Source organism: Achromobacter sp. SIMBA_011 (assembly GCF_046535435.1).
GTDB lineage: Bacteria > Pseudomonadota > Gammaproteobacteria > Burkholderiales > Burkholderiaceae_B > Achromobacter > Achromobacter dolens.
Map to the genome: position 1 here is coordinate 25,730 of NZ_JAWRWN010000014.1, position 21,805 is coordinate 47,534.

The 21,805-nt window shown below is 67.1% G+C and carries 19 protein-coding genes; 5 read left to right on the plus strand and 14 right to left on the minus strand.

What is annotated here, in order from left to right; all coding sequences use genetic code 11:
- On the minus strand, positions 1-369 hold the full coding sequence (gene panD, locus SB816_RS29165; protein WP_054503932.1) for an aspartate 1-decarboxylase: 369 nt from the start codon (positions 367-369) through the stop codon (positions 1-3).
- Between the two features lie 267 nt (positions 370-636).
- On the opposite strand from panD, the gene sugE reads away from it, so the two are divergent.
- Positions 637-954 (plus strand): quaternary ammonium compound efflux SMR transporter SugE, encoded by a 318-nt coding sequence (gene sugE / locus SB816_RS29170; protein WP_054503933.1) that lies wholly within the window; start codon positions 637-639, stop codon positions 952-954.
- A gap of 49 nt (positions 955-1,003) precedes the next feature.
- Here sugE and SB816_RS29175 read toward each other — a convergent pair whose 3' ends face one another.
- From SB816_RS29175 to SB816_RS29200, 6 genes are all read right to left on the minus strand, one after another.
- Positions 1,004-1,876 carry an MOSC domain-containing protein gene (locus tag SB816_RS29175; protein WP_410547932.1) on the minus strand — a complete coding sequence of 291 codons (873 nt, stop codon included), beginning with the start codon at positions 1,874-1,876 and terminating at the stop codon, positions 1,004-1,006.
- A 219-nt stretch (positions 1,877-2,095) separates the two neighbouring features.
- The gene (thpD, locus tag SB816_RS29180) at positions 2,096-3,022 is read right to left on the minus strand and encodes an ectoine hydroxylase (protein WP_336235446.1); all 927 of its coding nucleotides are present in this window, start codon (positions 3,020-3,022) and stop codon (positions 2,096-2,098) included.
- Between the two features lie 15 nt (positions 3,023-3,037).
- The gene (locus tag SB816_RS29185; protein WP_006387829.1) at positions 3,038-3,442 is read right to left on the minus strand and encodes an ectoine synthase; all 405 of its coding nucleotides are present in this window, start codon (positions 3,440-3,442) and stop codon (positions 3,038-3,040) included.
- Positions 3,439-4,746, minus strand: a complete 1,308-nt coding sequence (gene ectB, locus SB816_RS29190) for a diaminobutyrate--2-oxoglutarate transaminase (RefSeq protein ID WP_054503936.1) — start codon at positions 4,744-4,746, stop codon at positions 3,439-3,441. Before ectB ends, SB816_RS29185 begins: the two co-directional genes overlap by 4 nt.
- 118 nt (positions 4,747-4,864) lie before the next feature.
- Positions 4,865-5,425, minus strand: a complete 561-nt coding sequence (gene ectA / locus SB816_RS29195; protein ID WP_049075228.1) for a diaminobutyrate acetyltransferase — start codon at positions 5,423-5,425, stop codon at positions 4,865-4,867.
- The gene (locus tag SB816_RS29200; protein WP_049075229.1) at positions 5,422-5,970 is read right to left on the minus strand and encodes a MarR family winged helix-turn-helix transcriptional regulator; all 549 of its coding nucleotides are present in this window, start codon (positions 5,968-5,970) and stop codon (positions 5,422-5,424) included. Before SB816_RS29200 ends, ectA begins: the two co-directional genes overlap by 4 nt.
- Positions 5,971-6,219: 249 nt before the next feature.
- On the opposite strand from SB816_RS29200, the gene SB816_RS29205 reads away from it, so the two are divergent.
- A complete protein-coding gene (locus SB816_RS29205) occupies positions 6,220-7,161 on the plus strand; it encodes a MurR/RpiR family transcriptional regulator (RefSeq protein ID WP_054503937.1) in 942 nt (313 codons plus the stop codon).
- Positions 7,162-7,231: 70 nt separating this feature from the next.
- Positions 7,232-8,572: an aspartate aminotransferase family protein gene (locus tag SB816_RS29210; protein WP_395757541.1), complete on the plus strand. Its 1,341-nt coding sequence runs from the start codon at positions 7,232-7,234 to the stop codon at positions 8,570-8,572.
- Between the two features lie 12 nt (positions 8,573-8,584).
- On the opposite strand, the gene SB816_RS29215 is transcribed toward SB816_RS29210, so the two are convergent.
- From SB816_RS29215 to parE, 5 genes are all read right to left on the minus strand, one after another.
- On the minus strand, positions 8,585-9,847 hold the full coding sequence (locus SB816_RS29215) for a DUF418 domain-containing protein (RefSeq protein WP_269873691.1): 1,263 nt from the start codon (positions 9,845-9,847) through the stop codon (positions 8,585-8,587).
- Positions 9,844-10,464: a TetR/AcrR family transcriptional regulator gene (locus tag SB816_RS29220; protein WP_064526308.1), complete on the minus strand. Its 621-nt coding sequence runs from the start codon at positions 10,462-10,464 to the stop codon at positions 9,844-9,846. Before SB816_RS29220 ends, SB816_RS29215 begins: the two co-directional genes overlap by 4 nt.
- A 135-nt stretch (positions 10,465-10,599) precedes the next feature.
- Positions 10,600-12,921, minus strand: a complete 2,322-nt coding sequence (gene parC, locus SB816_RS29225; protein ID WP_175144033.1) for a DNA topoisomerase IV subunit A — start codon at positions 12,919-12,921, stop codon at positions 10,600-10,602.
- 35 nt (positions 12,922-12,956) lie between these two features.
- A complete protein-coding gene (locus SB816_RS29230; protein ID WP_410547933.1) occupies positions 12,957-13,568 on the minus strand; it encodes a YcxB family protein in 612 nt (203 codons plus the stop codon).
- Positions 13,568-15,529, minus strand: coding sequence for a DNA topoisomerase IV subunit B (gene parE, locus SB816_RS29235; RefSeq protein WP_054503942.1), 1,962 nt, complete (start codon positions 15,527-15,529; stop codon positions 13,568-13,570). Before parE ends, SB816_RS29230 begins: the two co-directional genes overlap by 1 nt.
- 326 nt (positions 15,530-15,855) lie before the next feature.
- On the opposite strand from parE, the gene trxA reads away from it, so the two are divergent.
- Together trxA and rho are read left to right on the plus strand one after the other, a co-directional pair.
- Entirely contained in the window at positions 15,856-16,182 is a 327-nt protein-coding gene (trxA, locus tag SB816_RS29240) for a thioredoxin TrxA (protein ID WP_006387817.1), read from the plus strand.
- 117 nt (positions 16,183-16,299) lie between these two features.
- Positions 16,300-17,559, plus strand: coding sequence for a transcription termination factor Rho (rho, locus tag SB816_RS29245; RefSeq protein ID WP_006387816.1), 1,260 nt, complete (start codon positions 16,300-16,302; stop codon positions 17,557-17,559).
- Positions 17,560-17,755: 196 nt separating this feature from the next.
- On the opposite strand, the gene SB816_RS29250 is transcribed toward rho, so the two are convergent.
- Together SB816_RS29250 and SB816_RS29255 are read right to left on the minus strand one after the other, a co-directional pair.
- Positions 17,756-18,103 (minus strand): hypothetical protein, encoded by a 348-nt coding sequence (locus SB816_RS29250; protein WP_410547934.1) that lies wholly within the window; start codon positions 18,101-18,103, stop codon positions 17,756-17,758.
- A gap of 53 nt (positions 18,104-18,156) precedes the next feature.
- Positions 18,157-21,777, minus strand: coding sequence for a YhdP family protein (locus tag SB816_RS29255; protein WP_410547940.1), 3,621 nt, complete (start codon positions 21,775-21,777; stop codon positions 18,157-18,159).
- Positions 21,778-21,805: the final 28 nt, after the last annotated feature.

A 21,805-nucleotide genomic window follows, 5' to 3' on the forward strand; every position in this document is an offset into this window, starting at 1 on the left:
TCAGGCCGGGAACTTGCGGATTTCCTTGACGCGGTTGGCGTCGTCCACCAGCACGACCTGCGGCTTGTGGGTGGCGGATTCTTCTTCGGACATGGGACCGTAGGTGCAGATGATCATCAGGTCGCCGACCTGCGCCCGGCGCGCGGCCGCGCCATTGAGCGAAATGATGCCGCTGCCGCGGGCCGCCTTGATGATGTAGGTGTCGAAGCGTTCGCCGTTGTTGATGTTGTAGAGCTCGATGCGTTCGAACTCGCGCATGCCGGCGGCGTCCAGCAGGTCTTCGTCGATGCCGCAAGACCCTTCGTAGTGCAGGTCGGCTTCGGTGACCGTGACGCGGTGCAGCTTCGCCCGCAGCATGATGCGTTGCATGATGGGAATATCCTGGTTTCGCGTGCCGGAACGCGAAGTGATGCGATGAATGCGAAACACCCGCGGATGGCGCGCACCTGCGGGCATGCAGCCGAACGGCACCCGGTTTTGCCGTCGGAAGCCGGTATTCTATAATTTTTGCCGCGACGGGACGGCCCGTTGCTGCGCTGGCCGCCACATGGCGGCATTTGCCATCGGCAACGACGGCATTGGCCATTGCCGCGGGCGCACCAATCCGGGGACGACCCCTCTCAAGTAGGAGTCGTCATGACCTGGATCATCCTCATCCTGGCCGGCCTGTTCGAAATCGTCTGGGCCGTCGGCCTCAAATACACGCACGGATTCACCCGCCTGGTGCCGTCGGCCGTCACTGTCGGCGGCATGCTCATCAGCTTCTGGCTGCTGGCGCTGGCGATGAAGACGCTGCCGCTGGGCACCGCCTACGCGGTATGGGTCGGCATCGGCACCGTCGGCGCCTTCGTGGCCGGCATCATCCTGTTCGGAGAATCCATCAGCTGGCTGCGCATCGCCAGCGTGGCATTGATCGTCGTGGGCCTGATCGGCCTCAAACTGTCCTCGGCCTGATCAGCGGGCGGATGCCGCCGCCCCGGCCGCGCGCCGGGGCGGCGACGGGTTAGAAATCCAGTTCGATCTCGACCGCGTCGCCCACCTTCAGGCGGGCGCCGGCCGGCGCATCGACAATCGCATTCTGGCCGAACACCACCCCGATCTCCAGATTGCGATAACCCGCCAGTGTGCGGCCCGGCTCGTCGTGCTGCACGGCGGTGCGCTGGTCGATGTCGGGAATCGAGCAGCGCGTGCAAGGCTTGACGAACGCCATGCTGACCGCGCCCGTGGTGATTATGGCGGTATGGTCTTCCTCGAAGGCCTCCCAGTCGCCCTGCACCACGATGTTGGGACGGAACCGATCCATCGGCACCGGGGCCACGCCCTTGGCCTGCAGGCGGGCATTCAGGTCATCGAGCGACGCCTGGTTCGCCACCAGCAACGGGAAGCCATCGGCGAAGCCGAAGAAGTGATCTCCCCCGAACGTCTGCGCCAGGTCTGGATGGCTTTCGGCCCACTTGTCGACCCATTCCGGCTTGGCGGGCCGCGTCGCGCCGGTGTCGACCTTGTACAGGCGACAAGGCGTCTTGAGGAAATCCGAGCACCACTGCGCCGCCGCCTCGCTCTCGCGGCGCGCGTCGAGCGTGTCCTTCCAGACGCCCACGCTTTCGACCCCGGGCTGCAGCGCCGAGCCGTCCAGCGGCACGTCCAGGTCGGGCATGCCGGGCGCCGAAAGCCGCAGCGTGTCGGCCGTGAGCGCAGTGCGGATCAAGGCCATGGCCGCCCACTGGCGCTGCGTCATGAAATGGCCGTCCGCCCCCACCAGCATCCAGCGACGGTCGTGGGCCAACCCGGCGCGGTCCACGGGCGACTCGGACAGGTCGATACCGGCACAGGATTTGACGGGGTAGATATGCAGACTGAGGATGCGGGCGGACATGGTGCGGCTTCCGGCAGGGAAAGACGGCAGAGCATAGCGGAACGACGAAAAAAAGCCCAGGCCGAACGGCCTGGGCTGCGGCGCACGCAAGCGGCGCGGGCGTTCTTTCCCTCACGGGAAAGCGCGCAGCGGGAACGGCATGGGTCGCCCCCGCGCGCGGCCGGCCAGGCCACGCCCCGACCAGCGCCGGCAAGCATCCGCCGCGGACAACGTGCCGCGCTAGCTGCCGACCAGCTTCAGCGTATCGAGCGGCGTGACCGCCTTGAACGCCTTGCGGGTGGCGATGTGCTCGGGACGCGGGGTCAGTCCGTACTTGGGCGGCTCCAGCGTGTTTTCCATGCTGTTGTAGACCATGAACACGTTGGCGCGCGGCCACGGCGAGATGTTGCTGTTCGAACCGTGCATGGTGTTGCAGTCGAAGAACACCACCGAGCCGGCCTTGGCCGTCATGGTGCGGATGCCGCCCTGCTCGACCAGCAACTGCAGGCTGACAGGATCCGGCACGCCGTATTCCTGCTTTTTCAGCGACTGCTTGTAGTGCTCGTTCGGCGTTTCGCCGACGCACGAGATGAACTGCCGGTGCGAACCCGGCACCAGCATCAGCGGGCCGTTGCAATCATTGTTCTCGGTCAGCAGCACCGAGCAACTGAGCGCGCGCATCGACGGCATGCCGTCTTCCACGTGCCAGGTCTCGAAATCCGAGTGCCAGTAGAACTCCTTGCCCTTGAAGCCGGGCTTCATGTTGGCGCGGGACTGGTGGACGTAGACCTCGGAACCCAGGATCTGGCGCGCCACGTTGACCAGCCGCGGATCGCGCACCAGGCGCGCCAGCACGGGGTTGAGCACGTGCACCATGAAAATCGAGCGCACGGCGTTGCTGCCGGGCTCGGTGATCGACTCTTCGCGGCGGATGATCGACGGGTCGCGCGTCATGCGCTCGACCTCGGCCGACAGCGCCCGCACTTCGGCTTCGGAGAACACGTCCTCCAGCAGCAGGAAGCCATCGCGCTCATAGCTGCCGACCTGTTCGCCGCTCAGGGCGTTGGCGTACTTGCCTTCTCCGTAGACCACCGGATCCTGGCGGGAAATGATGGCGGAACTGCGATCCGTACGGGAGGCGTACGGATCCTGCGCAGGTGAGATCATGCGAACCTCCTTGTATCAGGCCGCTTGGGCTTCGGCTTCAGGCAGGGCGTAGACGCCCTCTTTGTCGTGCACTTCCTGGCCGGTCAGCGGCGGGTTGAAGACGCAGATGACGCGCAGCGGCTCCTTGCCGCCGCACAGCCAGTGCTCGTCATGCTCGTTCAGCGCGTAGACCACGCCCGGGCCGAGTTCATACTTCTTGCCGTCGGCAATCGTCTCGATGGAGCCGTCGCCCTCGATGCACCACACCGCCTCCAGGTGATTCTTGTAGTGGATGTGGGTGCGCCCGCCCGGAAAAATGGTGGTCTCGTGGAAGGAAAAGCCCATGCCGTCCTTCTTGAGCAGCACGCGGCGGCTGACCCAGGTATCGGTGCGGACTTCGTCGGCGGTGCCGATCACATCTTTGACATTGCGTACGATCATTGACGTTTTCCTCCAAATTTCAGGATGCGGGCGGACTGCCCCTCTTCGGCCAGCGCGTCGGCCACGCTGGCCTCGATCACTTCCAGGCCCTTGGACAGCAGTTCTTCCTCGATGGTCAGGGCCGGCAGCAGCTTGAGCACTTCGTCATGCGCGCCCGAGGTCTCGATGACCACGCCGCGCTTGAAGGCGTTGGCGGCGATGCGGTTGGACAGCGCCGGGGTGGCATTGCTGACCAGGCCCTGGATCAGGCCGCGGCCACGCACCGACAGGCCGGCGTTGGGATAGCTGTGCACCAGGTTTTCCAGCCAGTCGCGCACCAGGCGCTCCTTGCGCTGGATCTCGGCGGTGAACGCGGTGTTGGTCCAGTAGGTTTCCAGCGCCTGGGTGGCGGTGACGAAGGCCAGGTTGTTGCCGCGGAAAGTGCCGCTATGGGCGCCGGGCTTCCAGACGTCCAGCTCCGGCTTCATCAGCACCAGCGACATCGGCAGGCCAAAGCCCGACAGCGACTTGGACAGCGTGATGATGTCGGGGCGGATGCCGGCGGCCTCGAAGCTGAAGAAGGTGCCGGTGCGGCCGCAGCCGACCTGGATGTCGTCCACGATCAGCAGCATGTCGTGGCGCTTGCAGAGCTTGTCCAGTTCCTTGAGCCAGCGCAGCGTGGCGACATTGACGCCGCCCTCGCCCTGCACCGTCTCGACGATGACGGCGGCGGGCTTGTCCATGCCGCTGCTGGGATCTTCCAGCATGCGCTCGAGGTAGGCCATGGTGTCCACGTCCGGGCCGAAGTAGCCGTCATAGGGCATGAAGGTGGTGTTGGCCAGCGGGTAGCCGGAGGCGTCGCGGAACTTCATGTTGGCGGTCACCGCCAGCGAGCCGCCGCTGACGCCGTGAAAGCCGTGCGTGAAGGAAATCACATTGGGACGCCCCTTCACCTGGCGCGCGATCTTGAGCGCCGCCTCGACCGCGTTGGTGCCGGTGGGGCCGGTGAATTGCAGGGTGTATTGCCAGTTGCGCGGCTTGAGCAGCACGCGGTCGACCGCCTCGAGGAAGCTTTTCTTGGCGCTGGTGGCCATGTCCAGGCCGTGCACCACGCCGTCCGCCTGCACGTACTCGAGCAGCTTTTCCTTGAAGATGGGATTGTTGTGGCCGTAGTTCAACGTGCCGGCGCCGCTGAAGAAGTCGATGTACTCGCCACCGTCCTCATCCACCAGCGTCGATCCCCTGGCCTGGCTGAAGATCACGGGAAACGACCGGATATAGCCCCGTACTTCCGACTCCATCCGGTCGAAGATTTTCAAGTCCATGTGATTATTCCTCCCTTTCATCTCATAAGTTGACAGACGGCCAGATCCCTTCCGCATGCGCTAGGCGCATCCGGATGCGTCAAAGCCATCCCGGTTTTCGACAGGTCCGCGTTGCCGCCTAGGGAGCGGGCAAGGTGAACGGGCCTATCCTCAACAACATCTCGTCGTCATGGTCCGCGCCGCCGAACAGTTGCCGGTCGAAGAACGGCTGCTCGGAGACGTGGGCGCCCAGTTCGCCGGCCAGGCCGGCGAAGGTGCGGCGCGAGGCCTGGTTGTCAGGCGCCACCGTGGTTTCAAGATGACGAACATGCGCGAGCCCCTCGCGTTGCAAGAGCGCCCGAAGCATGGCGCGGCCTAACCGTTGGCCGCGTGCGCGGGTGTGCACGGCGACCTGCCAGACGAACAACACGTCGGGCCGGTCGGCAAGCACGTAAGCGGAGATAAATCCATCGATGCGTCCTCCGGCGCTTTCGGCCAGGACGCAGGTGCCGCGGTTGTGCTCGCACAGGAGCAGGTACGCGTATAGGGAATTGAGGTCGAGTGGCGGGCACTCGGAAATGAGCTGGTGGATCGCGGCGCCGTCCTTGCGGCGGGGCTCACGCAACAGATGCGTTTTGCTGCCCGCCGCCGGCGCCACGGCACTTGAGTTCGTAGGGTCGTGCAGTTCGTTTGCTCTCATACAACCAATCCTGATTCGGGAGGCGCGCCACCGGTGGGCACCTCGAGGATGGGCGACGACGCGTCGCCCTGGGGTTCCGTCGCCACCCCGCTCTCTTCTTCCATGAGCGCGACGATGCGCTCGAGCGACAGGGTGATGGTGGCCTGCTCCAGCTCCGGCAACGCGTTGAGCGCGTCGGCCAGGTGCTTTTGCAGCGGCGACGGCGCCTGCTGCGCGACCTCGCGGCCGGCGTCGGTGGCAGTCACGAAAACAATGCGGCGGTCTTCACGGCCGCGTTCGCGGCGGATCAGGCCCTTGTCTTCCAGGCGGTCGAGAATGCCGACGACCGTGCTGGGGCTGACATGGATCTCGCGGCTGATCGCCGTGGCCGTCATCGGCCCATTGGCAATGACCGTGCGCAGGCACATAAGCTGCGGCGCGGTGATATGACTCACCGCCGACAACTGGCGCGAATGCAACGCGATGGATCGTGTGATCCGGCGCAGCGCCCGCAGGATGCGCAGGTCATATTGCTGCGCGGGGTCGGTTACGGTCTGTTTATTCATGACTGAATTAGTTCAGCTAAATTGATTTCTATACGAATGATATGGGTGACCTATCCCTGTGTCAAACCGGATCGACCCTCATTTTGTAATCATTTCCGCGCATTCCGTCGTCAAGTCGCCGGGGGCGTTCCCGGGAACGGCGGTCGTTACGATTTGCGGGAATCGTTCTACATTTCGCAAATAAAACATCTGTTTTATTTTTATCCAGACAGCGGTAGCATTTGTTTTATTCCTTTCACTTTTTCCGCCATGATCGCGCCCCTGCAAGACCACCTGCGCCGCCTCAGCGCCACCCTGCCCGCCGAATTGCAGCGCGCGGCGCATTGGGTGCTGGCCAATCCGGCCGAAGTGGGACTGTGGTCGATGCGCCGGCAGGCGCAGGCAGTGGGCGTCTCCCCCGCCACCATGCTGCGCCTGGCGCGCGCTGCCGGGCATGACAGCTACGAGGCCTTTCGCGCGCCATTCCAACGCGCTTTGGCCGGCGCCGCCGACAACGGCTTGCGCGAGCGCGCGGCGCGTCTGCAGGCCGCGCACGCCCACCCGGCCGGCGGCACGGGGCAGGATGCGCTGACGCAATGGCAGACGGCGGCCCTGGCCTCGGTCTGGCAAGCCAACGACGCGATGGCGTTCGACGCGGCCGTCGATACCTTGCTGCGGGCGCGCCAGGTCGGCTTCCTGGGGACGCGCTCGGCCTTCGGCGTCGCCTTCCAGATGCGCTATGCCTACCACCTGCTGCGCCGCAACGGCATCCTGATCGATGGTTTGGGCGGCGCCGCGGCCGAGGATGCCGACAGCCTGCAGGCCGGCGACGCCCTCGTGGTGATATCGCAGGCCCCTTATCCGACCGCGACGGTGCGCCTGACCCGCGAGATCGCCGCCCGCGGCGTTGCCGTGCTGGCGCTGACCGACAGCGACACCAGCCCGGTGGCGCGGGCCGCCCGCCATGTGTTGCGCTTCACCCGTCCCGCCGACACCGGGCCGGATGACGGCGAGGCGCGGGATCCCGCGTCCTTCTTCCACAGCACCGCGGGTCTGCTGGGCCTGGCCGAACACCTGATCGCGCGGCTCGCGGCCCGCGGCGGCGAGGCGGTGCTGCAACGCCTGGACGAGATCGAAGCGCGGCTGCAGGCCGACGGCGCCTATTGGCGCGAGCCGCCGCGCGGGCGCAGCGCGGCGCCGGCTCCGGAATGACCCCGCCGCGCGCCGCTTCCCACCTCTTCGCCATCCGTCATCCGCCCTTCCCGCTCCGGAGCTCCTCATCATGACCCATACCCGAGTCCTTCATCGTTCCCTGCGCAGCACGCCCCCGGTCGCGGTCCGCGGCCAGGGCGCCTGGCTCTATGACCAGGACGGCCGCGCCTATCTGGACGGTTCGGGAGGCGCCGCGGTCTCGTGCCTGGGGCACAACCATCCCGACGTGCAGGCCGCGATGCACGCGCAGATCGACGCGCTGGCCTATGCCCACACCAGCTTCTTCACCACCGAGGTCGCCGAGCGGTTGGCCGCGACGCTCGTCGCCGACGCGCCGGCCGGCACCTCGCATGCGTACTTCGTCTCCGGCGGCTCGGAGGCGATCGAGGCCGCGCTGAAGATGGCGCGCCAGTACTACGTCGAGATCGGCCAGCCCCAGCGCCGCCACATCGTGGCCCGGCGCCAGAGCTACCACGGCAACACGCTGGGCGCGCTGGCGGTGGGCGGCAACGCCTGGCGCCGGGCGCAGTTCGCGCCGCTGCTGATCGACGTGGCGCACGTGTCGCCGTGCTATGCCTACCGCGACCAAACGGCTGGCGAAACCGATGACCAATACGCCGAACGCCTGGCGCAGGAACTGGAGCAGACCTTCCAGCGTCTCGGCCCCGACAGCGTGATGGCCTTCGTCGCCGAGCCGGTGGTGGGCGCGACCTCGGGCGCGGTGACCGCGGTGCCGGGCTATTTCCGCCGCATCCGCGAGGTCTGCGACCGCCACGGCGTGCTGTTGATCGCCGATGAGGTGATGTGCGGCATGGGCCGCACCGGTACGCTGTATGCCGTCGAACAGGAAGGCATCACGCCCGACCTGATCACCATCGCCAAGGGCCTGGGCGGCGGTTACCAGCCGATCGGCGCGGTCATGGCGCAGGAACGCATCGTGCAGGCGATGCAGCGGGGCAGCGGCTTCTTCCAGCACGGCCACACCTACCTGGGCCATGCCACCGCGTGCGCGGCCTCGCTGGCGGTGCAGCAGGTGATCAAGCGCGACAACCTGCTGGCGCGCGTGCGCGCCCAGGGCGAGGGGCTGCGCCAGCGCCTGCACCAGGCGCTGGGCGACCATCCGCACGTCGGCGATATCCGCGGCCGCGGACTGTTCATGGGCGTGGAGCTGGTGCAGGACCGCGCCAGCAAGGCGACCTTCGACCCGGCTCTGTCGCTGCATGCGCGCATCAAGCGCGAAGCCATGGCGCGCGGCCTGATGGTCTATCCGATGGGCGGCACCATCGACGGCCGCCAGGGCGATCACGTGCTGCTGGCCCCGCCCTTCATCATCACCGACGACGAACTGGACCAGTTGACCGAACGCCTGGCTGGCGCCATCGACGCCGCCATTGCCGACAGTGGCCGCTGAGCCGCAGGCGACCTAGCCGGCCCCTGGCGCCGACTGCCGGCGCCACGCCGGCCAGGCGGCGATGGTCAGCGCGCGCAGCAGCCATTCGACCGGGCCGTAGGCGTGGCGGCGCAGCCACCACGCCGACAGCGGCAACTGCGCCAGAAAGATCGCCACGGCGATCGCCAGGCCAGCCCCCGGCGACACGCTGCCCGTCAGGCGCAGGCCCCAGCCTGTGAAAAGGAAGGCGCACACGACCGACTGCATCAGGTAGTTGCTCAGCGCCATGCGGCCGGCCGGCGCCAGCGTGCGCGCCAGCGCCGCGCCCGGCCGCGTGCGCATCGCCAACAGCAACGCCGCCGCATACGACATGCTCAGTAGCGGCGCCGTGAACAGGTCCATGGCCAGGCCCGGGGTTTCCCACAATGGGGATATCGACGGCAAGGCGGAGGTCGCATAAGCGGCGGACCCGGCCAGCCCGGGCAACGCTCCCAGCGCGCACAGCAGCCACAACGCGCGCGGCTGGCGCCACGGATCGGCCAGCGCATGGCGGCGGCCCAGCGCGTAGCCGACCAGGAACATGGCAAAGACAAACGGTCCCTGCACCAGCAGGATGACGCCCCAGATGCTGGTGGTCAGCTCATGCCAATGGCGGGCGACCGTGCTGCCGATGGTGCCGCGATAGGCTTCGATGGCGGCCTGCGCATCCGCCACGGAAACCCCATTGGCGGCACGGCTCAATTCGACGGTGCCGGCGGGATCGAGCAGGCTCAACGCTCCCAACACGGCCCAGGCCAGCGACGCCAGTCCGATCAGCCATAGCGCGCGGCGCAAGGCGCGCCCCGGCTCCATGCGGCGGCAGGCCATCAACAGCAGCCCCAGCACCGCGTACGTCAGCAGGATGTCCCCCTGGTAGAACAGGACCGCATGCGCCAGCCCCAGCAGCGCCAGGCCGGCCAGGCGCCGCAGGAAACGCGGCCCGAACGCGGCGCCGCCGCGTTCAGCCGCGCTCATCTGCAAGGTGAAGCTGTAGCCGAACAGAAACGAGAAAAGCAGGTAGAACTTGGTCTCGAACAACCACGCCACCAGCCAACGCACCGCCACGTCCCACGCCCCCGAGAAGCCGGGGTCGGTGATGCCGTTGGCGTAGAACGGCGAGGCGAACACGCCGATGTTGACGACAAGAATGCCGAACAGCGCGAAGCCGCGCAGCGCGTCGACGTGGGCAAGGCGCTGCGGCGCGGTCGCGGCGGCGCCAGCAGCGGCGCTGGCAGGAGCGTTCAGGGGGACGCTCATGGCCGCCCTCCCGCCGCGCCGGGCGCCGGCGGCAGGCAACCCTGCAATGCCGCGTCGAGCAACCGCCCGCCGGCCGCCGCGTCGAACCGCGGATCCACCACCGAACGGCTATAGATGCCGTCCAGCAGCAGCAACAGCAGATCGGCCATTTCGGACACGGGTCGCGGCATGGCGTCCGGCGGCACGTCCCGCCATACCGCCGCCAGTAGCGCCGCGAGCGACGCCTTGCGTTCGCTTTCGTTGGCCATGACCAACGCGTGCACCCGGGGGTTGCGCACCGCCTCGGCAAGGATTTCCATGCCGAGGCGGACGAAACCGGGATCGCGGTACTGCGCCAGGTTTGCGTCGACCCAGCCAGTCAGCGCGGCGCGCGCATCGCCCGCGTCGCCGGCCTCGCGGCGTTCGCGCAGCGTGTCGGTGTCGGACGCGATCAGCGCCTCGATGATCTCGGCCTTGCTGGCGTAGTAGTGGAACAGGTTGCCGGGGCTCATCGCCGCGCGCGCGCAGATCTGCGCGGTCGAGGTGGCATGAAAGCCGTTTTCGGCGAAACACTCGGCGGCGGCGGCCAGGATCTGGCGGCGCCGCTCCTGCTGCCGGGCGGGATCGATTTTGCGCATGCTGCGAAGGTGTTTATTAATAGACTGATTGGTCTATCTATTAAATATCGGCGACGCGTGCACGGTCAAGCGCACCCCAGAAAAAAGGCGGCCCCCAGGGGGCCGCCGTTCATCGATGGCGCCGACCAGCCGCGGTCAGCCCAGCACCGGCGACAGCAGCGGCTGCTTGGGCCGCACGTCCAGCGCCCGCCCCTTGCGGGCGCGCTTGCCCACGTACACCGCCAGCGCCGCGCCCGCCAGGATGTCCTCGGTGTGCTTGTTGCGGTAGATTCCCGCCGCGCGCAGGCCCAGCGCGCCGATCGGCACGGTCTGATCCAGCTTGTCGGCGCCGTCCAGCCCCATCAGGATGGTGCCGCGTCCGCCGCCGGACAACGATTTGACCTCGTCCAGCCCGAACACCAGGAACTTGCCCTTCTGCGACAGCAGCGCCAGTTGCGTGGCGCCCTCGAACAGCGGCACCGGACGCAACAGTTCGTCGCCCGCCTCCAGCGTGATGAACTGCTTGCCGGCGCGCTGGCGGCTGGTCATGTCCGACAGCTTGGCGGCAAAGCCATAGCCGCCGCGCGTGGCCAGCAACCAGCGGCTGTCGGCCGCCGCCGCGATGGTATGGACGATGCGGGTGCCGCTTTCCAGGTCGATCATGGTGGTGACCGGCTGGCCGTCGCCACGCGCCGACGGCAGGCCGGATACCGGCACCGAATAGACACGGCCGTTGTCGCCCATGGCGATCAACGTGTCGGTGGTGCGGCATTCGAAGGCGCCGTAGAGATCGTCGCCCTGCTTGAAGGCGAATTGCGAGGCGTCGTGGCCGTGGCCCTGGCGCGCGCGCAGCCAGCCCTTCTGCGACACGATCACGGTGACCGGCTCGTCCAGCACCTTGGTCTCGAGCACGGCGCGCTCGGCGGTCTCGATCAGGGTACGGCGATCGTCGCCATACTGCTTGGCGTCGGCCTCGATTTCCTTGATCAACAGACGCTTGAGGGTGTTGGGATTATCCAGCAGTTCCTGCAACGCAACCTGCTCCTTGCGCTTGTCCTCGAGCTCCTGCTCGATCTTGAAGCCTTCCAGGCGCGCCAACTGACGCAGGCGCATTTCCAGGATGTCCTCGGCCTGCCGCTCGGACAGATTGAAGCGCTCCATCAAGGCCACGCGCGGCTCGTCGGATTCGCGAATGGTCTGGATGACCTCGTCCACGTTCAGGTAGACCACCATGCGGCCTTCCAGCACGTGGATGCGGTCGATGACCTTGTCCAGGCGGAAGCGGGTGCGGCGCAGCACGGTATTGGTGCGGAACGCCAGCCATTCGGTCAGGATGTCGCGCAGCCCCTTCTGGCGCGGACGGCCGTCGGTGCCAATGCAGACCAGGTTGACCGAGGCGCTGCTTTCCATGCTGGTCTGCGCCAGCAGCGTGTTGACGAACTCGTCGCGGTCGACGCGCGAGGTCTTGGGTTCGAACACCAGGCGCACGGCGGCGTCTTTGCCGGACTCGTCGCGCACCGCATCCAGCAGGTTCAGCATCACGGCCTTGGCCTGCGTCTGCTCGGGCGTCAGGCTCTTCTTGCCGCTCTTGACCTTGGGGTTGGTGATTTCCTCGATCTCTTCGAGCACCTTCTGGCACGAGGTGCCCGGCGGCAGCTCGGTGACCACCAACTGCCACTGGCCGCGCGCCATTTCCTCGAACTGCCAGCGCGCCCGCACCTTGAGCGAGCCGCGCCCGCCGGCGTAGATCTGGGCAATGTCGGCGGCCGGCGTGATGATCTGGCCGCCGCCGGCGAAGTCCGGGCCGGGGATCATGCCGAACAGCTCGGCGTCCGGCAGTTGCGGGTGCTTGATCAGCGCCACGCAGGCCTGCGCCACCTCGCGCAGGTTGTGCGGCGGGATCTCGGTGGCCATGCCGACCGCAATGCCGGATGCGCCGTTCAGCAGCATCACCGGCAGGCGCGCCGGCAGCATCTGCGGCTCCTGCTGGCTGCCGTCGTAGTTGGGCACGAAATCGACCGTGCCTTCGTCGAGCTCGTCCAGCAGCAGCTTGGCGATCGGCGTCAGGCGCGCTTCCGTGTAGCGCATGGCGGCGGCGTTGTCGCCGTCGCGCGAGCCGAAGTTGCCCTGGCCATCGATGAGCGGATAGCGCAGGGAGAAGTCTTGCGCCATGCGCACCATGGCGTCATAGGCGGCCTGGTCGCCGTGCGGGTGGTACTTGCCCAGCACGTCGCCGACGACGCGGGCCGACTTGACGGGCTTGGCGCCCGCGCCCAGTCCCATGGCCTGCATCGCGAACAGGATGCGGCGCTGCACGGGCTTCTGCCCGTCGCCGACGTCGGGCAGGGCGCGGCCCCGCACCACGGACACTGCATAGTCCAGATAGGCCTGTTCGGCATAGCGCGCCAGGGTGATGGCGGCATCGCCGCCCCCGTCGGGCGCGGCGTCGAACAAACCTTGTTGATTGCTGTCGGTCATGATGGTTTCAGGTAGACAAATTCATTGAAACGGCGTCATTGGGGACGCGCGGCGCCCAGCAACTGGGTATCGGCCACGTGCTCACGCAACTGGGCGCGCACCGCGTCCAGGGTGGCGGCGTCCTGCCCGCGCTTGGGAATGATCACGCCATGCAGCGTCCCCAGGATGACATACAGATGCTGCGGCGTTTCCTCGACCCGCCGCACGTCGCCCCAGTCGATGCGCCCCGAGGCGTCGGCAATGCTGTCCTCGATGCCGTCGGCGCCGAACACCAGTTGGTGGCGCCCCAGGAACAAGCCGTCGGGCCGCTTGGCCAGCATGCGGCGCGTGTTCATGCGCACCAGGCCCGGCAGCACGAACTCGTAGGCCAGCGCCAGCAGCGCCAGGATGCCCAGGCCGACCGCCAACCCCTCGAAGTACACCGGCAGCAGCAGGCCCCAGTTCGGGCCGTGCCCGTCCCAGGTCTGCCAGACCAGGTAGCCCAGCAGGACCACCACCATCAACACCGCGAAACGCAGGTGCGACAGGTAGCGGCGCCGGCGCAATTCGGGCCGCTTGTACACGTAGGCCGCGAATTCGGCGTAGTCGTCGGCGGTCAGGTCGACCGCCATGGCGGCGGACGGCGGCGGGGACGAGGGCAACGACATCAAATGTCCAGCTCCGCCAGGTTGCCCTTCTCTTCGATCCAGGCGCGGCGTTGCGAGGACTCTCCCTTGCCCATCAGCATGTCGAACATGCGGGTGGTGTCTTCAGGCGTCTGGTCGCCGTAGCCCACCGGCAGCAGCCGGCGCGTGTCCGGATTCATGGTGGTTTCCCACAACTGCTCGGGGTTCATTTCGCCCAGGCCCTTGAAGCGGCTGACCGACCAACTGCTTTCGCGCGAGCCTTCCTTGCGCAGCTTGTCCTGCGCCGCTTCCAGCTCGCCTTCGTCCAGGCAGTAGATCTTGCGCGCCGGGCGCTTGCCCTGCGCCGGCACGTCCAGCCGGAACAGCGGCGGCTTGGCGACGTAGACGTGGCCGGCCTCGACCAGCTTGGGAAAGTGCTTGTAGAACAGCGTCAGCAGCAGCACCTGGATGTGCGAACCGTCGACATCGGCGTCGGACAGGATGCAGATGCGGCCGTAGCGCAGCCCCGACAGGTCAGGCGTGTCGCCCGGGCCGTGCGGGTCGACGCCGATGGCGACGGAGATGTCGTGGATCTCGTTGTTGGCGAACAGGCGGTCGCGGTCGACCTCCCAGGAATTGAGCACCTTGCCGCGCAGCGGCAGGATGGCCTGGAATTCCTTGTCGCGGCCCATCTTGGCCGAGCCGCCGGCCGAATCGCCCTCGACCAGGAAGACCTCCGTGCGGGCGGCATCGCTGGATTCGCAGTCGGTCAGCTTGCCGGGCAGCACCGCCACGCCGGAACTCTTGCGCTTTTCGACCTTCTGCGCCGAACGCTGGCGCGCCTGCGCCTGGCGGATGGCCAGTTCGGCCAGCTTCTTGCCGTATTCGACATTGCTGTGCAGCCACAGGTCGAGCGCGCTCTTGGCGAACCCGCCCACCAGGCGCACGGCGTCGCGGCTGTTCAGGCGTTCCTTGATCTGACCCTGGAATTGCGGGTCCAGCACCTTGGCGGACAGCACGAAGCTGGCGCGAGCGAACACGTCTTCGGGCAGCAGCTTCACGCCCTTGGGCAGCAGGCTGTGCAGTTCGGCAAAGCCCTTGACGGCGCCGAACAGGCCTTCGCGCAGACCCGACTCGTGGGTGCCGCCGGCCGGCGTCGGGATCAAGTTGACGTACGACTCGCGCACCGCGTTGCCGTCCTCGGTCCAGGCCACCACCCATTGGGCGCCCTCGCCTTCGGCGAAGGTTTCGTGGTCGGCGCCGGCGTACTGCTGGCCCTCGAAGAACGGCACCATCAGTTCCGCGCCCGCCAACGCCTCGGACAGGTAGCCGCGCAGGCCGTCCTGGTACTGCCAGGTCTTGGTGTCGCCGGTCTTTTCGTTGACCAGCGAGACCTTCACGCCCGGCAGCAGCACGGCCTTGCTGCGCAGCAGGTGGGTCAGCTCGCCCAGCGGGATATTGGGGCTGTCGAAATATTTGGCGTCCGGCCAGACCCGCACGCGGGTGCCGGATTTCTTGCGGCCGCCTTGGTCGTAGGGCGCCAGCGGTTCGGCGACGTCGCCGCCCTTGAACACCAGGCGATTGACGGCGCCGTCGCGCCAGACCACCACTTCGAGGCGGGTGGCCAGGGCGTTGGTGACGGACACGCCGACGCCGTGCAGGCCGCCGGAAAAGGCGTAGGCGCCGCCGCCAGCCTTGTCGAACTTGCCGCCCGCGTGCAGCCGGGTGAAGACCAGCTCGACCACGGGGGCGTTTTCCTCGGGGTGCAGGCCCACGGGAATGCCGCGGCCGTCGTCCTCGACGGAGACGCTGCCATCGATGTGCAGCGTGACCAGGATCTGTTTGCCGTGACCGGCCAGGGCCTCGTCCGCGGCGTTGTCGATGACTTCCTGCACGATGTGCAGGGGGTTTTCGGTGCGGGTGTACATGCCCGGGCGCTGCCGCACGGGCTCCAGCCCCTTCAGGACGCGGATGGACGCCTCGTTGTAACGTGGAGTGGCCAAGTTATCCCCAACATCTGTGGAAAAAAACCGACATTTTACGGATAAGCCCAGATTCTGCGCGGCTCCGGGTGGGATGCGCACGACCTGACCAGCTCCGAATTCGGTAGGATGACGATAGAGACACAGCCAGCGGATCCGGGTTCAACGCCCCGGATCGCGATAACTGCGCCGCGATATCCTACACAAAAGCGGCGAATACTGTTGTTATAAACAGTGGTATGCCTGTTGTTTTTGACAGTGGTATGCTTTAATCCAATCCACAAACAAGAACAACGGCAAGGCGTCCCTCTTTTCGCCTTTTGCTGCCGAACCCGAGAATCACCATCATGAGCGACCAAATCAAGAACGTCAGTGACGCGAGCTTCGATGCCGATGTGTTGAAGTCCGGCCAGCCGGTGCTGGTGGACTACTGGGCTGCCTGGTGCGGCCCCTGCAAGATGATCGCCCCGATCCTGGAAGAAGTCGCCACCGAATACGCCGGTCGCCTGACGATCGCCAAGCTCAACGTGGACGAAAACCAGGGCACCGCCGCCAAGTACGGCATCCGTGGCATCCCCACCCTCATGCTCTTTAAAGACGGCCAGGCTGCCGCCACCAAGGTTGGCGCGCTGTCGAAGTCGCAACTCACCGCATTCCTGGACGGCGCGTTGTAAACTGCGTGCTGTGAACGAAGGCGCCGCCCTGGGGGCGGCGCTGCTTCCATACCGCGCGAGCCCGTCCGTGGCGCGCCGCCAGAACCCTCCTTTACTTTTCCCCCAACACTCACCGCGATGCACCTCAACGAACTGAAGGCGCTGCATGTCTCGCAGCTGCTGGAAATGGCCGCTGGCCTGGAAATCGAGAACGCCAACCGCCTGCGCAAGCAGGAGCTGATGTTCGCCATCATGAAACGGCGCGCCAAGCAGGGCGAGCAGATCTTTGGCGACGGCGTGCTGGAAGTCCTGCCCGACGGCTTCGGTTTCCTGCGCTCGCCCGAGACCTCGTATCTGGCCAGCACGGACGACATCTACATCTCGCCGTCCCAGATCCGCCGCTTCAACCTGCACACCGGCGACTCGATCGAAGGCGAAGTGCGCACGCCCAAGGATGGCGAGCGCTATTTTGCGCTGGTCAAGGTGGACAAGGTCAACGGCGTGGCGCCCGAGGCGATCAAGCATCGCATCATGTTCGAGAACCTGACGCCGCTGCATCCGAACCAGCCGCTGCGCCTGGAACGCGACATCAAGAGCGAGGAAAACCTCACCGGCCGTATCCTCGACGTCTTCGCCCCCATCGGCAAGGGCCAGCGCGGCCTGATCGTCGCCAGCCCCAAGTCCGGCAAGACGGTGATGATGCAGCACATCGCGCACGCCATCACCACCAACTATCCCGACGCGGTCATGATCGTCCTGCTGGTGGACGAGCGCCCCGAGGAAGTGACCGAAATGCAGCGCACCGTGCGCGGCGAAGTGGTCGCCTCGACCTTCGATGAGCCCGCCACCCGCCACGTGCAGGTCGCCGAAATGGTCATCGAAAAGGCCAAGCGCCTGGTCGAAATGAAGAAGGACGTGGTGATCCTGCTGGACTCGATCACCCGCCTGGCCCGCGCCTACAACACCGTGGTGCCGGCCTCCGGCAAGGTGCTGACCGGCGGTGTCGACGCCAACGCCCTGCAACGTCCCAAGCGCTTCTTCGGCGCCGCGCGCAACCTCGAGGAAGGCGGTTCGCTGACCATCCTGGGTACCGCGCTGATCGAGACCGGCAGCCGCATGGACGAAGTCATCTACGAAGAATTCAAGGGCACCGGCAACTCCGAAGTGCACCTGGAACGCCGCCTGGCGGAAAAGCGCGTCTACCCGTCCATCAACCTGAACAAGTCGGGCACCCGCCGCGAAGAACTGCTGATCGCGCCGGACCTGCTGCAGAAGGTCTGGGTGCTGCGCAAGTTCATCCACGACATGGACGAAGTCCAGTCCATGGAATTCATCCTGGACAAGATGCGCGCCACCAAGACCAATGCCGAATTCTTCGACATGATGAAGAAGAAGTAAGCCGTCGCCGCCCGGCGCGCCGGGTGCACGCATCGATCTGGCGAGGATTGCCCCACGGCGGTCCTCGCCAAATGCTTTCAGGGCCGGCGTTTCGAGCCGGCCCGCATTGAATCCACGCAGGGGGCCCGTCGGCCCGCACACTATCCGCGGCAGCGCGCACGGCCGGTCCGCAACCGATCCGCCGCCCGGCCGTCGTTCAGCGCAACTTGGGATCGGGGAACGGCAGCTTGTCCTGGGACATGCTGGGCTGGGCTTTCCACGTCTTGCCCTGCCTGTAGAAGTCCATCTGGTTCTCGTTGACCGTGGCGCCCATCGTCACCGCCACCGTGCAGGCGACCTGCCCCGGGTGGCTGGCCTGCCCGGCGGCCACGCAGGTGCCCAGCTTGACCTCGGACGGGCGCGACAGGCCGGTGCCCGCGAGCATGTCGACGATCGCATCCGTCGCCTCCGGAATGGTGGGCAGGACCAGGTTCTGGGCCTGGGCCCAGGCGGAAACACTCGTCAATGCGACGACGGTTGCCAGGCGGATGCGGGACTTGGCCATGCGAAGACTCCATCCGGTCTGTATCCCAATGTCAGGTGGCGGCGGCCGCCGGATCAGTGCTCGATGAACTCTTCCAGGCTGCGCGGCTTGGGTGTCTGCTTGGGCGCCGGCTTGCCCGAGTCGTCGATCGGGTCGATCTTGGGATCGTCCCAACTGCCGGTCACGGCGTATTCCATGGTCATGGCGCGGGCCAGCGGCTGCTTGAGCAACCATTGCGTCACGAAGGCGCCCAGGCCGATCAGCGGGTTGACCGCCAGCGCCGTCACCATCGCCGCGCCGCTGGCGTCCAGGTTGGGAATCACCACCGCCTTCAGGTTCCAGCGCTCCTGCACGATATTGACGTCGCCCGCCAGCACGATGGCGGCGACCGGGCCGTTGATCTTGTAGCCCTCGGTCTTGAGCGCGCCGTCCGCCAGCTTGAGCTGTCCGCGCACGGTGTCGAACGGGAAACCGTCGCGCAGCAGGTTGGTCGGGTTGACGTCGAGCCGCGCCAGGCGCTGCAGCGATTGCAGCGACAGCAGCTCCAGCAGGCGCGCCGTGCGCGAATTGACGTGCATGAAGCGGCCCTTGTCCAGGGAGATCTCGGCATCGCCGATGACGTCGGCGATATCGTGGGTCCAGGGCAAGTTGCGCCACGTCACATTGGCCTTGACGGCGCCGGTGCCGCCCGACACCACGCGCTCGAAGCCGATGCGGTCCATGAAGCTGCCTACGTTCTCGAACTTGGCAGTGGCATCCACCGTCAGGCCGCGGTCCGGCCCTTCGAGGCGCCAGGCGCCGGTGGCGTTCAAGGTGGCGGCGTCATTGGTGATCGACAGCTTGTCCAGGCGCCACTGGCGGCCACGTTCGAGGTTGGTGCCCAGCACCTGCAGCTCCCCCAGGTTCTTGCCGTACAGGCGGAATTCCTTGGCCTGCAGGTCGATCGCCGGAATGTCCGACAGGTCGTTGCCCGAGGACAGCGCCTTGTCGGCCTCGTTGGCGTCGTCCGCGCCGCCCAGCGCCAGGTGCTTGAAGCGCGCGGTGATCTGGCCGGCGATGGCGCCGGAGGCTTCGCGCCACGACAGCGAGCCCGCCGCCTGGCGCGACTGGATATCCACGCGCCATTGGGCCGGGGCCGGCCGGGTGGCGTACAGGGTCAGGTCGTTGAGCGTATAGCCGCTGGCGCGCAGCACGCCGGTGGCCAGGCTGATGCGCTCGGCCACGGGCAGCAGCGGCCGCGGCGCCGCGCGTCCCTTGACGGGTGGCGGGTCGAAACCGTCGGACACCTTCTCCCAGGCATCCATGTCCAGTTCCGGCAGGCTGGCGCTCAGGCTCAGGCCGCGCTCGGGCAGGCTGGCTGGACGGTCGATGCCGAGCGCCCCGCGCGCGAAGTACGACGGCGCGGCATCGGCCGGATCGCGCTCGAACAGCGCGTTGATGTTGTCGCCCAGGCTGGCGGTCAGCCAGCGCCGGCCTTTGGCGCCGCGGTCCTGCGCCGCGCCCCATTGCAATTTGAGCGGCCGCGCCAGCGGCGCCGCCTTGCCGACGGGCGCCGGCATGTCGATGGCCAGTCCGGTCAGGTCGGACTCCATCGACAGCTCCACCGAACCGCCGCGCTGGTAGCCGACCTTGCCCTTGTAGGCCGTCTTGCCCGAAAAGCGTCCCATCGACGGCGTATTGCTGATCTGCGTCAGTCCGGACCCGGCCAGCACGCCCTCGAAGCGCAGGGCATCCGTCGGCTGCGCCAGGCTGCCCGAGATCTTGACCGGGCCGCCCAGGAACTGCGCGCGGATTTCCTTAGTGCGCACGCCCTTTTCCGAAAACTCCAGGTCGCCGTGCATCTGGCTGAGCAGCGGCATTTCCGGCATGAAAGTGAAGGTGTTGTCGGCGAACTGGATCTTGCCTTCGACCTGGGTGTCGTCGGTGTTCATCAACGGCACTTTCAGCTTGAGCGGCATGCGCCAGTTACCCGTGCCGCGCGCCTCGTCGAGCGCGCCGTCCAGCAACTGGCCCAGCGGCGAGCTGTCCGACAGCGCCAGGTAGGCCGGCACCGTCCCGCTGGTGTCGCCGCTGACCGTCAACTCGGCGTTGTGCTCCATGTCGGGAATGCTGGCGGTAACCGCCCCCAGCGTTACCGTCTGGCCCGGCCCGGTATGGGCCACCGCGCCGCCCGGACTGTCGAGCACCAGCCCGACCTTGTCGACTCGGAAGTTGCCCGACAGGTTCTCCAGCATCGGCCAGCCCTTGCGATGCGGCCGGGCCGGCGCGTAATCGACCTTGGCGCCGGTGTAGGCGCCGGCGATGACAAACTCTCCGGTGGAACCTGGAGCGCCGAAGGGGAATTCGTCCAGGTCGCCCTTGAGGGTGATGGCGGCCGACTCCATCTGGCCGGCCGGCAAGCCGGTCGCGAGCCATTCGCGCGCGTCCGCATTGACCTCCAGCGGCAGGTAGCGGTGGATCGCATTCATGGCGCCACGCACCAGCGTGCCGCGCATGTCGACGCTGCCCGCGGCGCTCTTGCCTTCCTTGCGCCACTGGCCCCGCAAGCGGACGTCGAGATCGTCGTTGACGACCCGCAGCTGGCCCACCTCGACAAACCAGTCGCGCGCGTCGGCGCCTTTGACGTGGGCATCCAGCGCGATCTCGCTGGCGCCCAGCTCGGGCTGTTCGAAGATGCCGGGCAAGGCCACGCGCAATTGCTCGACGCGGCCGCTGACCGACAGGTCCGCCGCGCCCCCGCTGCGCGCCAGCGGCACCTGCTCGCTCTGAACGAAATCGCCCGGCGTGCCTTCGATGCGGAACTGCGCGTAGCCGGCCCGCGCCGCCGGGCCATCCGGCGCCGGCGCCCAATCGACGCCACGCGCCGCGACGTCGGTGGTCAGCTTGGTGAAGGCGCCATGATCCAACTGCAGCCAGGCGCGGGCGCTGACGCGCCCCTTGATGGCCGGCGGCGACATCCAGGGCGCCCAGGCCATCGGCTCGGCGTCATCCAGGTCAGCGTAGACCTGCCCGCTCCAGTTGGCCGGACTGGCGGCGCTGGCGCTGAACAGGCTGCGGTTGAACTCGCCGCGCAGGTCCACCCTGCGCGCCAGCGCCGGATCGGCATCGGCGCGCAGCACGAAACGGTGCGACAGGCTGCCGTTGCGCACCAGGAAATCGACATTGCTCAGGACCAGTTCAGGCGCCCGGCGCAGTTCGTCCTGCCAGCGGATGCGGGCGCCGCGCACCAGCAGTTCGCGCTGCGCGGTCAGCCAGCGCAGCGCCGGATGATCCAGGTCCGAGCGGTGATCGCTGGCATTCAGGTCGATGCCCTGCCCCGCCACCCACAGGCGGTTGTCGGCATCGCGGCGCAGGGTCAGTTCGGGTTGTTCCAGGCGTAGCCGCACCAACTTCGGTGACAGCGTCAGCAGGCTGCGCCAGGCCAGCACCGCCGACACCGAAGGCAGCGTCAGCACCGGCGCGGCCTGGTCGTCGTAGACCTGGACCGAGGAAAGATCCAGGCGCGGATTGAGCCCCTGCCAGTCCGCCTGGATGGCGCCGATCGTGACGCGGGCGCCCAACGCCTGGCTGGCGTAGGCTTCGATCTGGGGACGCCACTGGTCCACGCGCGGCAAGACCCAATAGCGCACGCCCAGGAGCCCGATGGCCACGACGCCGTACACGGTCAGCGCCGCCCAGAACAGGCAGCAGAGCACTTTTTTTGAAACAGACACGGATCGGTGG

What these genes read in the sequence shown, in the direction of transcription:
- panD (WP_054503932.1), bottom strand. Translation starts at nt 369, where the DNA reads ATGCAACGCATCATGCTGCGGGCGAAGCTGCACCGCGTCACGGTCACC.
- sugE (WP_054503933.1), top strand. Translation starts at nt 637, where the DNA reads ATGACCTGGATCATCCTCATCCTGGCCGGCCTGTTCGAAATCGTCTGG.
- SB816_RS29175 (WP_410547932.1), bottom strand. Translation starts at nt 1,876, where the DNA reads ATGTCCGCCCGCATCCTCAGTCTGCATATCTACCCCGTCAAATCCTGT.
- thpD (WP_336235446.1), bottom strand. Translation starts at nt 3,022, where the DNA reads ATGATCTCACCTGCGCAGGATCCGTACGCCTCCCGTACGGATCGCAGT.
- SB816_RS29185 (WP_006387829.1), bottom strand. Translation starts at nt 3,442, where the DNA reads ATGATCGTACGCAATGTCAAAGATGTGATCGGCACCGCCGACGAAGTC.
- ectB (WP_054503936.1), bottom strand. Translation starts at nt 4,746, where the DNA reads ATGGACTTGAAAATCTTCGACCGGATGGAGTCGGAAGTACGGGGCTAT.
- ectA (WP_049075228.1), bottom strand. Translation starts at nt 5,425, where the DNA reads ATGAGAGCAAACGAACTGCACGACCCTACGAACTCAAGTGCCGTGGCG.
- SB816_RS29200 (WP_049075229.1), bottom strand. Translation starts at nt 5,970, where the DNA reads ATGAATAAACAGACCGTAACCGACCCCGCGCAGCAATATGACCTGCGC.
- SB816_RS29205 (WP_054503937.1), top strand. Translation starts at nt 6,220, where the DNA reads ATGATCGCGCCCCTGCAAGACCACCTGCGCCGCCTCAGCGCCACCCTG.
- SB816_RS29210 (WP_395757541.1), top strand. Translation starts at nt 7,232, where the DNA reads ATGACCCATACCCGAGTCCTTCATCGTTCCCTGCGCAGCACGCCCCCG.
- SB816_RS29215 (WP_269873691.1), bottom strand. Translation starts at nt 9,847, where the DNA reads ATGAGCGTCCCCCTGAACGCTCCTGCCAGCGCCGCTGCTGGCGCCGCC.
- SB816_RS29220 (WP_064526308.1), bottom strand. Translation starts at nt 10,464, where the DNA reads ATGCGCAAAATCGATCCCGCCCGGCAGCAGGAGCGGCGCCGCCAGATC.
- parC (WP_175144033.1), bottom strand. Translation starts at nt 12,921, where the DNA reads ATGACCGACAGCAATCAACAAGGTTTGTTCGACGCCGCGCCCGACGGG.
- SB816_RS29230 (WP_410547933.1), bottom strand. Translation starts at nt 13,568, where the DNA reads ATGTCGTTGCCCTCGTCCCCGCCGCCGTCCGCCGCCATGGCGGTCGAC.
- trxA (WP_006387817.1), top strand. Translation starts at nt 15,856, where the DNA reads ATGAGCGACCAAATCAAGAACGTCAGTGACGCGAGCTTCGATGCCGAT.
- rho (WP_006387816.1), top strand. Translation starts at nt 16,300, where the DNA reads ATGCACCTCAACGAACTGAAGGCGCTGCATGTCTCGCAGCTGCTGGAA.
- SB816_RS29250 (WP_410547934.1), bottom strand. Translation starts at nt 18,103, where the DNA reads ATGGCCAAGTCCCGCATCCGCCTGGCAACCGTCGTCGCATTGACGAGT.